The organism is Nostoc sp. LEGE 12454, assembly GCF_056620565.1.
The window spans coordinates 47,579-57,647 of record NZ_JBWQXL010000039.1; the positions used below are offsets into that span (position 1 = coordinate 47,579).

Genomic DNA, 10,069 nt, shown 5'->3' on the forward strand with positions numbered 1-10,069 from the left:
TGTAGTGAGGAGAAAATTTATTTCTATCCCCACTCATATTTACTTTTCTTGATTTTTCCCTACACCCAACACCCTACCCCCTACACCCAGCCCAGACGAGCTTTCAGCTTTTCTTAGTGCCATTCGCCTATAATCCTTTCCTGACAATCATTGCAACTACCCTTAGTCCTGAATTGAATGTCTGGCATATTTTGTTTTCAACAAAGAAATCTCTTGTAAAAGTCTCTTCACGCGGTAGAATAACGAAATTTTGCAAGAGTTCTAATCATGAAGCCATTTCTTTTTGTAACCGATTTAGATGACACCCTCGTATACCGGACTGTGGGCGATGACAGCGCTTTACCAAAACTAAATCAATTGCTGAGTCAACATCGCCAAGAATACGGCACTAAAATCGTTTATTCTACCGGGCGATCGCCTGTACTTTACAAAGAACTTCAAGCTAAAAAAAATCTTTTGCAACCGGATGCCCTTGTTCTTTCCGTGGGTACAGAAATTTACCTAGATGGTACTGATACTCCAGACTCAGGTTGGTCAGAAATCCTCTCTCCGGGATGGGAACGGGAAACTGTATTATCTATTACGAGAAAATATCCTGAGTTAGTTCGGCAACCAGATTCCGAACAGCGTCCCTTCAAAGTGAGTTGTTTCCTAGAACAAGAAGTATCTGCGAATGTTCTACCACAACTTGAAGCAGAGTTGCAGAAATCTAAATTAAATGTAAAGTTAATCTACAGTAGCGGGATTGACCTTGACATTGTACCCCATAGCAGCGATAAAGGTCAGGCAATGCAGTTTTTACGCCAGAAGTGGAAATTTGCAGCAGAACAAACAGTTGTCTGTGGTGATTCGGGTAATGATATTGCTTTATTTGCTGTAGGCAACGAACGGGGAATCATTGTGGGGAATGCCCGCAAAGAGTTACTTCAATGGCACAATGAGCATCCCGCTGACTACCGCTACCTGGCTTCATGTTTTTGTGCAGGTGGAATTATCGAAGGCTTAAATTATTTTGGTCTCTTGTAATGATTAGTTATTTAAAAGGTATAGTCGCTGGTATCCAAACAATTGGCGCTAATCGCGTGATTCTGACTCTGGAAGTGAATGGCTTGGGGTATGATTTGCAAGTTCCCCAACGCCTAGCAAACCAGTTACCAGAGTCGGGAGGAGTAACGCAAATTTTTACCCATCTCCAAATTCGCGAAGAAGTGCCCTTTCTTTATGGCTTTGCTTCCCCAGCCGAACGCGATTTATTTCGCCACTTGCTGACTGTCACAGGTATTGGTGCAGCCTTAGCGATCGCCCTCTTGGACACTCTGGAACTACCAGATTTAGTCCAAGCAATTATCGCAGGCAATACACAAATCCTCATTCAGGCTCCCGGTGTTGGTAAAAAAATCGCCGAACGCATCTGTTTGGAACTGAAAAGCAAATTAGTCGAGTGGCGCAAATCAGCCGGGTTCTTCGTCGCCACAGGCGGGCCAGCACCGGGAATTCTCGAAGAGGTGCAAATGACCCTCTTCGCCTTGGGATATACTGCCCATGAGGTCAGTCACGCCCTGCATGTGGTCAGCGAAGACATCGGACTACCCAAAGATGCCTATGTCGAAGATTGGATTAAACAAGCAATCGCTCATCTCAGTAGCGAACAAGTCTAATTGTCATTTGTCCTTTGTCATTAGTCATTTGTCATTCTCCCCTCTGCTCCCCTGCCCCCCTGCTCCCCTGCTCCCTTGCCTCAATGACCGACCCTTATGCCTGGCTAGAACAGTCCTTAGCAACAATTCATCGGGCGGACTGGTATCGTTCAGTACAACCGATCGATGGTCGTCCGGGCGCAACGGTGGTTTTAGCTGGACAAGAGGTAATTAATTTTGCCAGCAATGACTATTTGGGATTGGCTGGAGATGAGCGGTTGATGGCAGCTGCAACTGCTGCGATCGCAAAATTTGGCACTGGTAGTACTGGTTCTAGATTACTCAGTGGGCATCGAGAATTACACAGGGAGTTAGAAGAGGCGATCGCATCTACCAAACAAACAGAAGATGCCTTGGTATTTAGTTCCGGGTATCTAGCAAATTTGGGTGCTATTACCGCCCTTGTGGGCAAGCGCGATCTAATATTTTCTGACCAGTACAATCATTCCAGTCTGAAAAATGGAGCGATTCTTAGCGGTGCAGCAGTTGTGGAATATCCGCACTGTGATATGGCAGTATTAAAAACTCAGTTGAACCAGCAGCGGCAAAATTACCGACGCTGTTTGATTATTACTGATACCGTCTTCAGCATGGATGGCGATTTATGTCCGTTGCCTGCACTGTTGGATCTCGCTGATGAATTTAACTGTATGCTGCTAGTCGATGAAGCTCATGCCACTGGGGTACTAGGAAAAACTGGCGCTGGGTGCGTCGAATATTTCGGGTGTACAGGAAGGCAATTAATTCAAGTTGGCACTTTGAGTAAAGCTTTAGGTAGTTTAGGCGGGTATGTAGCAGGAAGTAGCGCTCTAATTGACTTTTTGCGGAACCGCGCACCCAGTTGGATTTATACCACTGGGCTTTCACCTGCTGATACAGCCGCAGCCTTAGCAGCGATCGAGATTGTGCAACAAGAACCGCAACATCGTGCCCAATTGTGGGGGAATATACATTATTTGAAAACTTTGCTGCAACAGTTACCTAACCTGAAATTGCTGCCTTCTGAATCACCCATATTATGTTTTCAATTGCCTAATGCTACAGATGCGCTCAAAGCTGGAAAACAGCTAAGAGATGCTGGCATTTTTGCCCCAGCAATTCGTCCCCCCACAGTGCCCACAAGTCGAATCAGAATATCCGTGATGGCAACTCATGAAGTAGCACATATTGAAAAATTGGTAGCAGTACTAAAGGATGTTAGCTAGCGACAGTAGGGTATATAGAGTTTGTCCGGGATATAAAACTTATCAAAAATATCCTGTTCGCTAACAAAAAAGGCTCAATTCGTCCCGTATTTTCTAGCTGAATTAGACACTGTTTTAAATCAATTTTAACGTGAGTTCGATAAACCTCTCCCTCCCAGCCTCCCTCTCCGAAACGGAAAGGGAGGAGAAACGAAAAATTAAGCTTTTTGCTCCCCTCTCCGCGTCGGAGAGGGGCTGGGGGAGAGGTCAAATAAGACTTGTCGAACTCACGTAATTTTAATTCCCCAGGCACTTTGATATCGATCCTTTGCTGTTTTAGCTAAAAGTTTTAGGATAATTTCTGAAACGAGTGTAGGAATTTTTGGAGCGATCGTATCTGATGGAACGGGTTGCAAAGCCATTCACCCCTTATTTACTCTAAAAAATAAGTTCCTAACTCTTTTATTCTCTCTACCCAACCTTTCATCTCATCAGCCACTTTATACTTCCATTGAAGTTGAAGTACTTCTCTAGTATGAGAATCATCAAATATAACTTTGTCTTTGTTTTCAAAGACTGGCGCCATAAATTCTACCTGAGCAGCCTGAGCAAACATTTTTGACACCTGGCTAATACTAAAATTTTCAGACGCAGCAAGGTAATGTCCTCCTTTGGAGCCAAATCGCGCTACTGCAATGTAGCAGTCTGCTAAATCTTCAACGTGAATCCACGCCGTCATAAAATCTGGTGGAAATGGCTGATAGCCTTGGTGTGGTTTCCCTGTAATGAACTGCTGAATTGCAAAATCCCAGAAACTGCCACGAGTTGGTGCTGAACCATACACTGATGAAGGATAGACTATCGAGGCGTTACCTCCATTACTGATATATTCTTCTACTAGCACATCTTTCAACGCATTTACACCCGATAGTAAGTCAAAACATGCTAAATATTCGGGTCGTGTATATCCTTTTGGCGGAGGTATTTCTGTTATTCGTCCTCCATTGGTGGTAATCAAAGAGAAATTCCCACTGGTTGTAATTACATGAATATCTGGCGAAACTGCACTAGCACCGTGTAAAGCGGCTTCTAATGCTATACAGTCTAAAGCGAATTGAGCTTCTTGGGTTGATTCTGGAGGCATGTGCCACGCTACATTAATTACTGTTGTAATATCATGCTTGCGAATTGCTTGTGCAACATCATTGCTGGAAATTTCTACCTCTTGAGAGCGGATTATTTCTTTGCAGAAAGGCTTTATACCCTCAATATCACTACTCGGACGCACAAGTGCCAATACTGCAAAATCTTGTGTCTGAGAAAACTTTCGGCACAGCGCTCCGCCAATATACCCGGCTGCACCTATAATCAAGACATTTTTAACGGAAGAGCTTTTTTCGGATGAAAAGTCTTTGTTATTTGACATATTTGAAAGTTGTAGCTAATCAAGGTTTTTTATGTTTTTAAAATAGCGCTAAGACAAATTAAATATCCGTAGTATACATTAATAAAGTAAAAAATGATATCAATAGTAAATAAATGCGTGGAGATTTTTATGTGCATAACTAACTTATAATCTTTAGGTTGACGATCGCAAGGCAGATAAATGCGAAATATCGACTTTTACCTTTGCTTTAACCGTTGAATTAGTCAAATATTTAATTTGCAGCATTCATGAGGTTTAGTTGGGAGAATGCTTAAATTAGTCCGTGGCTTTGATTACCATAAATACCTGAGAAAATGCTGAGAATTAACTAAATTTTTTCAAGGGATAAATTTATGAAAATCATGGCTTCATTTCAGATAGGCTTCAGTCCTAACAGAGATACTTTGGATGTTCGGGATAACTCAAACATCAGTAGTGTTAGAACCGAAGGCGTTATTTGATTGCAATGTAGATGCGATGTCTACGGCGGCAAGCTACGCAGTAGCAAGTATCTGATGGAGTCCTCAACAAGAAGGCATTTTCTTTATACCAATAGCCTTTATGAATCTGCTTGTAGTTTAGTTTCCTCTGAATCGACCGATACAAAAAGAAATATCCAAAGGACGAAAGAAGAATATGAACTGGAAAACACTTTCTTTAATTGCTGGTTTGATTTTAACTACCAGTCTCACTGCTTGCTCTAGCAGCCCTGCAAGCAACAATCAAATTGCTCCTGAAGCCTCTCCTGCTATGAGCAAAGACAAAGCTGGTGATGCAATGGGCAAAGATGCGATGGGTAAAGACAAAGCTGGTGATGCAATGGGCAAAGATGCAATGGGTAAAGATAAAGCCGGCGATGCAATGGGCAAAGATGCGATGGGTAAAGACAAAGCTGGTGGTGCAATGGGCAAAGATGCGATGGGTAAAGATAAAGCCGGCGATGCAATGGGCAAAGATGCGATGGGTAAAGATAAAGCTGGTGGTGCAATGAGCAAAGATGCGATGGGTAAAGATAAAGCTGGTGGTGCGATGAGCAAAGATAAAGCTGGTGATGCGATGAAGCAATCGCCTGCTTCCACCAAGCCTTAGCCACAACTAGCTTTGCATCTCACTTTTCTTGTACTGGGTACTAGGGACTGGTTAACCAGGAAAATCCTAACTCCAATCCCTATACTTTGGTGCTTTGACCTCAACAAGAGAAATTCTGATGAATCACAATCTACTCCGTCGGCGTCAGTTACTTTTTTATCTTGGGTTAGGGGTTGTTGGAATCAGTGCAGCCACAACATTTTCCAACTTTAGAAAAGTGAATGCCCCTTTTATCTCTCCTACAAATAGTAAGAATACACAAGACTCGGAAAATATTGCAGTGAAACCTCCGGCAGGCAAGAGTTTACCAGAGTTTCAAGGGATAAGTCAGTGGCTTAATTCTACACCTTTGTCAATAGCTGACCTCAAAGGCAATGTTGTTCTGATACAGTTTTGGACTTTTGCTTGTATTAACTGCCAGCGTACACTGCCTTACATTACTAGATGGCATCGACAGTATGAGTCTCAAGGACTCAAGGTGATTGGCATCCACACACCAGAGTTTGCTTTTGAGCGAGACGCAAACAACATTAAAAAGGCGTTACAACAACACCAAATTACCTATCCGGTTCCGGTTGATAACGAATATAAAACTTGGAACGCTTACGAAAATCAATATTGGCCCCATCTATTTTTAGCTGACCGTCAGGGTTTGTTGCAATATGACCATATTGGTGAAGGTGCATACGAAAAAATAGAGCAAACTATCCGCCAGCTATTGGGGTAGAAGGAATGATGACGACTTCTACTTTATCAATCAGTCTGGCTTTATTGGGGGGAGTTTTGAATGTGCTTTCACCCTGTGTTTTACCGATTTTGCCTGTGTTATTGGGGCGATCGCTCCAATCCCATACTTATGGCCCAATCGCACTTTTAGGGGGATTAATCACTGGTTTTGCACTAGCAGGTAGTTTACTAGGTATAACAGCAAGCTGGTTTACAGGCTTGGTTAATTTATTACGCAACGGAGCGATCGCACTCCTTTTATTTTTAGGATTACTGGCAATTTTCCCCACCTGGAGTTACCGAATATTTAGTTATATTCCAGTTGGCAAGTGGGCTAAGAAACCTGTACGAATGGGACTCATGGGAGAGTTTTGGCTAGGGACTCAGTTGGGGCTTTTGTGGACTCCCTGTGCTGGGCCAGTTTTGGGCGGAATTTTAGTATTAGCAGCAGTTAATCATCAAGTCATAAGTGCATTTTGGCTACTAGTGGCTTATGGAATCGGAGCAGGTTTGCCTCTTTTAGCGATCGCTTACGGTGGGCGAGTATTCAGCCAAAAAATTCTCAATATCCGCTCCCATAGTGCAGCTTTGCAACGGATTGGTGGGGTAGCGATCGCGGCTACAGCAATTGCTATTCTTCTGGGTTGGGATGTCCAGATACAACTTTGGCTGGCTCCGTTTTTTCCCACTCAATCTTTGTGAAACGTGCCAATTTTAGACTTTCCTGCGGAACGCTACGCGTAGCTTGCTTCCCCGGAGGGGTACGGCGATCGCTTAGTCGAACGATTTTGGATTCAAGACCCAATCCGAAAGTCTAACTGGGAACAATCTAAAAATCCAAAATCCAAAATTGGTATGACCTCATCTAAACGTAAAGTTCGCTCAACACCAAGTCAGACTTTTCTATCAAAGACCTTTCACTGGATTAATATCATCAGTCTCATTTTGATGATTGCTAGTGGACTGCAAATCTATAATGCTAATCCGGTATTTGGAGGGCGTGCAGGTTGGCGTTTTCCTGATTTTCTATTACTAGGAGGTTGGCTGGGAGGTGCTAGACACTGGCATTTTGCTGCTATGTGGCTATTTTCGCTAAACTTACTTTGGTATGGACTTTATATATTTATAACTCGTCGTTGGCAGCGTCGTTTTGCCGATGGTAGTGACTTAAAAGCGTTACAAGTCAGCCAGAATCCCAAGCGCAAAAATTACGCATGGCATCGGCTAGTTTATACTGCTATCATTCCAGTGCTACTGCTGGCAATTTTGAGTGGTCTGGCGATGTACAAACCGGCTCAACTGTATTGGCTTTCCGGGCTGTTTGGTAGTTGGCAGACTCTACGCACTGTTCACTTTATCACTGTTCCTACTGTCATACTGTTTACAATTGCTCATTCCTTACTTGCCCTGAAGGTAGGAAGCGTCCGTTTAGTGAAATCTATGTTTCTGTAGAGGTTTTATGAGTCTGATTCTTCCCAAACGTACCCTATCCCGTCGTCGGTTACTGCAAGTATCTGGACTTTCAGGGATAGGCTTTCTTGTTGGTGGCTGTGGAACAAATTTGTTCTCAGATAATCTGCGGCAAATATCTGAGCCACTAAACCAAAGTCTTGAAGCACTTCTGCTAACTCAAAAACCTATACCTGAATTTCCTGTTAGTGCCATAGAAGCAGATAAATTGCTGGTTAATACCTTTGACTTTACCCCGCAAATCGATCCGGCACAGTTTCGCTTAATAATTGATGGTGAGGTCAATAATGCGATGCAATTGAGCATGGCAGATATTCAAAAACTTCCCTTGACTTCAATGGTAATTCGCCATGTGTGTGTTGAAGGCTGGGCTGCGATCGTTCAATGGGGAGGCGTGCGATTACAAGATTTAGTAGCGCTGGTACAGCCGAAGTCAAACGTCCGCTATGTCTACTTCAAATCTGCTGATGGTTACTATGAAAGCTGGGATCTTGCCTCTGCCATACATCCCCAAACTCTCATGGCTTATCAAAAGAATGGACAACCCTTATCAGTTGATAATGGTGCGCCCATGCGCCTAGCATCCCCAATTAAACTGGGCTACAAGCAAAGCAAGTGGGTAACTCAAATCACATTCGTCAGCAATTTGTTACCTGCTAAAGGCTATTGGGAGGATCGAGGCTATGAGTGGTTTGCAGGGCTATAAGGCAGGCAAAAAGCTAATCTAAATCGGGTTCAACACCTAGCGATCGCAATTGTGCAATCAACCGTTCAACCCTTTGTCTTTCTTGTTCAGCTCGTTGACTTTCTCGTTCAGCTCGTTGGCTTTCTTGTTCTGTGGAAGTCAATACCCAATTGAGACTCCCATCATACCAACGTAACCACGGCTGTTCTACATCTTGATAACGTCCTCGCCAGACACCCAAGCCTAATTCTAGTTCTGGTATCCAGAAGCGCGGCTCTGACAGTGCTATCTCAGCATAACGACCACCGTCTAATTTAAATACCCTTAACTCATATTTATACCGATCGAATACTGCATAATAAGGAACACGCAGAATCTGCTCATATACTTCCCATTTTCCTGGTGGTTGTTTTATATCCCGCAATGTCTGCCCTAAGTCTTCCTTTTCAGTACCTGGAGACAGCAACTCAACCACAATAAAAGGATGAACTCCTTCTTGCCAAACAACATAACTTAAACGTAAATCTCTTTGTTCGTAGAGACGGGAAACACCTAAAACGGCAAACCAATCTGGTCGCTTATACCACAGTGGATAGCGCGGATCGTAATAAAGATTCAGATCGCTAGCAACAAATATCTCGTCGCTTGGATAATTTTGTGGACGAAAGGTTTCGTCTAACAGACGAGGTTGTAATAAATGAAACTGATCGGGCAAACCAGGCTCCTCTGGGTCTTCACTGGGAAGATCGTACATGGTTGGCAATACATCTTTTGGCGATCGCGGCGGGTCGGTTTGATACATCATAAAGCAATCCTGATGATGAAACTCTCAGTTCTATTATGATTTAATTGTTTTTGAGTAACTCAACACCTTGCAGAACGAGGCAGCATAAATTTCTCGCCTTCTGCTGCAAATTTACCGCGAACCATCAGCACAGTTTCATCAAATGCATGGGTGAATGCTTGCACATCTTTGACATCCAAAAGTTCTGGACTAAAGTAAATCACCACTTCTTCAATGGGTTGAGGTATCTTAATAAGAATATTCTTCAAAGAGCATATCTGCGTTGTAACTAGATCGAAAAGATGAAGTCGGTTATCTTCGATCTCCATACAGGCGATTAAATCTAAATCTTCTGCATAGTATAAGGGACGGCTTCCTTCATTGACACAGAACACAGGTTTTTCCTTAACTACGCCAACTATATTAGAGACAGGAATGCGTGTTTCTAAAAGTCTGTGTAGCAATGTGTAATCTTTAGTATTGGTAAAATCCAGTACTCGGAAGCTATAAGTGCTACTTGTGGAGTTACACTTAACTTTAAAGATGTGTTCTTCGACAACACGAAAGCCAAAAGGTAAGTAAAACTCTGGTTGTGGTGTCGTCAGTACCAGGGTTTCATAAATGCGATCGCAATATTCCAGCACTTCTCCCATTACTTCGCGGTAATAACCTCTCCGGCGATACTCTGTACGGCTAGCTACTCCATGAACTCCTCCAACAGTGAGCCTTTGTCCCATAATTTGCATGGGAATTTCTAACACTCCCACATGGGTAATAGCTATATCATCATGAAAGCGAATAAAGGGAGTTGAAGCTGTTTCCCAGGATGCACCTAATTTTCTTGCACATTCTGCTAAACTGCGGATTCCGGGAAATGTGACTTCACTCTAGTCATTTGAAAGCTTAAAAACTTGAGTGCATATTTTCAGATGCCCCTGTATTGCATCATCCCAGGTGGGGTAGAAGTTCCTTTTTCCATCCATTACCCCACCCATGACCAAAGTTTCA

Annotated in this window: 12 protein-coding genes; 8 read left to right on the forward strand and 4 right to left on the reverse strand. The window is 43.1% G+C overall.

The genetic code is table 11. From position 1 onward, the window contains the following. Positions 1 to 267 precede the first annotated feature (267 nt). From AC1F2U_RS27220 to bioF, 3 genes are all read left to right on the forward strand, one after another. Entirely contained in the window at positions 268 to 1,026 is a 759-nt protein-coding gene (locus tag AC1F2U_RS27220) for a sucrose-phosphate phosphatase (protein ID WP_480263965.1), read from the forward strand. Then, complete coding sequence (ruvA, locus tag AC1F2U_RS27225; protein ID WP_099101282.1) at positions 1,026 to 1,658, forward strand: Holliday junction branch migration protein RuvA; 633 nt, start codon at positions 1,026 to 1,028, stop codon at positions 1,656 to 1,658. The genes AC1F2U_RS27220 and ruvA overlap by 1 nt, the downstream gene beginning before the upstream one ends. An 83-nt stretch (positions 1,659 to 1,741) precedes the next feature. After that, complete coding sequence (gene bioF / locus AC1F2U_RS27230) at positions 1,742 to 2,902, forward strand: 8-amino-7-oxononanoate synthase (RefSeq protein WP_480263967.1); 1,161 nt, start codon at positions 1,742 to 1,744, stop codon at positions 2,900 to 2,902. 266 nt (positions 2,903 to 3,168) lie between these two features. Here bioF and AC1F2U_RS27235 read toward each other — a convergent pair whose 3' ends face one another. Both AC1F2U_RS27235 and AC1F2U_RS27240 read right to left on the reverse strand, forming a co-directional pair. After that, complete coding sequence (locus AC1F2U_RS27235) at positions 3,169 to 3,303, reverse strand: hypothetical protein (protein ID WP_480263970.1); 135 nt, start codon at positions 3,301 to 3,303, stop codon at positions 3,169 to 3,171. Positions 3,304 to 3,314: 11 nt separating this feature from the next. Next, complete coding sequence (locus AC1F2U_RS27240; RefSeq protein ID WP_480263972.1) at positions 3,315 to 4,307, reverse strand: NAD-dependent epimerase/dehydratase family protein; 993 nt, start codon at positions 4,305 to 4,307, stop codon at positions 3,315 to 3,317. Between the two features lie 636 nt (positions 4,308 to 4,943). Between AC1F2U_RS27240 and AC1F2U_RS27245 the strand changes: the two genes are divergently transcribed. The 5 genes from AC1F2U_RS27245 to AC1F2U_RS27265 all read left to right on the forward strand — a co-directional run bounded on the left by AC1F2U_RS27245 (position 4,944) and on the right by AC1F2U_RS27265 (position 8,298). Beyond that, positions 4,944 to 5,396, forward strand: a complete 453-nt coding sequence (locus AC1F2U_RS27245; protein ID WP_480263974.1) for a hypothetical protein — start codon at positions 4,944 to 4,946, stop codon at positions 5,394 to 5,396. 118 nt (positions 5,397 to 5,514) lie between these two features. Further along, positions 5,515 to 6,123 carry a thioredoxin family protein gene (locus AC1F2U_RS27250; RefSeq protein ID WP_480263975.1) on the forward strand — a complete coding sequence of 203 codons (609 nt, stop codon included), beginning with the start codon at positions 5,515 to 5,517 and terminating at the stop codon, positions 6,121 to 6,123. A 5-nt stretch (positions 6,124 to 6,128) separates the two neighbouring features. Beyond that, positions 6,129 to 6,824, forward strand: coding sequence for a cytochrome c biogenesis CcdA family protein (locus tag AC1F2U_RS27255; protein ID WP_480263977.1), 696 nt, complete (start codon positions 6,129 to 6,131; stop codon positions 6,822 to 6,824). Between the two features lie 153 nt (positions 6,825 to 6,977). Beyond that, positions 6,978 to 7,574: a cytochrome b/b6 domain-containing protein gene (locus AC1F2U_RS27260; RefSeq protein ID WP_480263979.1), complete on the forward strand. Its 597-nt coding sequence runs from the start codon at positions 6,978 to 6,980 to the stop codon at positions 7,572 to 7,574. Between the two features lie 7 nt (positions 7,575 to 7,581). Beyond that, positions 7,582 to 8,298 (forward strand): molybdopterin-dependent oxidoreductase, encoded by a 717-nt coding sequence (locus tag AC1F2U_RS27265; protein WP_480263980.1) that lies wholly within the window; start codon positions 7,582 to 7,584, stop codon positions 8,296 to 8,298. A gap of 13 nt (positions 8,299 to 8,311) precedes the next feature. On the opposite strand, the gene AC1F2U_RS27270 is transcribed toward AC1F2U_RS27265, so the two are convergent. Together AC1F2U_RS27270 and AC1F2U_RS27275 are read right to left on the reverse strand one after the other, a co-directional pair. After that, the gene (locus tag AC1F2U_RS27270; RefSeq protein WP_480263983.1) at positions 8,312 to 9,079 is read right to left on the reverse strand and encodes a Uma2 family endonuclease; all 768 of its coding nucleotides are present in this window, start codon (positions 9,077 to 9,079) and stop codon (positions 8,312 to 8,314) included. A 62-nt stretch (positions 9,080 to 9,141) separates the two neighbouring features. Continuing rightward, complete coding sequence (locus AC1F2U_RS27275) at positions 9,142 to 9,927, reverse strand: GNAT family N-acetyltransferase (protein ID WP_480263984.1); 786 nt, start codon at positions 9,925 to 9,927, stop codon at positions 9,142 to 9,144. Positions 9,928 to 10,069 lie beyond the last annotated feature (142 nt).

Bases quoted from the DNA above. Each gene is read 5' to 3' on its own strand.
- AC1F2U_RS27220 (WP_480263965.1), top strand. From the start codon at position 268: ATGAAGCCATTTCTTTTTGTAACCGATTTAGATGACACCCTCGTATAC.
- AC1F2U_RS27250 (WP_480263975.1), top strand. From the start codon at position 5,515: ATGAATCACAATCTACTCCGTCGGCGTCAGTTACTTTTTTATCTTGGG.
- AC1F2U_RS27270 (WP_480263983.1), bottom strand. From the start codon at position 9,079: ATGTATCAAACCGACCCGCCGCGATCGCCAAAAGATGTATTGCCAACC.
- AC1F2U_RS27265 (WP_480263980.1), top strand. From the start codon at position 7,582: ATGAGTCTGATTCTTCCCAAACGTACCCTATCCCGTCGTCGGTTACTG.
- bioF (WP_480263967.1), top strand. From the start codon at position 1,742: ATGACCGACCCTTATGCCTGGCTAGAACAGTCCTTAGCAACAATTCAT.
- ruvA (WP_099101282.1), top strand. From the start codon at position 1,026: ATGATTAGTTATTTAAAAGGTATAGTCGCTGGTATCCAAACAATTGGC.
- AC1F2U_RS27240 (WP_480263972.1), bottom strand. From the start codon at position 4,307: ATGTCAAATAACAAAGACTTTTCATCCGAAAAAAGCTCTTCCGTTAAA.
- AC1F2U_RS27255 (WP_480263977.1), top strand. From the start codon at position 6,129: ATGATGACGACTTCTACTTTATCAATCAGTCTGGCTTTATTGGGGGGA.
- AC1F2U_RS27245 (WP_480263974.1), top strand. From the start codon at position 4,944: ATGAACTGGAAAACACTTTCTTTAATTGCTGGTTTGATTTTAACTACC.
- AC1F2U_RS27235 (WP_480263970.1), bottom strand. From the start codon at position 3,303: ATGGCTTTGCAACCCGTTCCATCAGATACGATCGCTCCAAAAATTCCT.
- AC1F2U_RS27260 (WP_480263979.1), top strand. From the start codon at position 6,978: ATGACCTCATCTAAACGTAAAGTTCGCTCAACACCAAGTCAGACTTTT.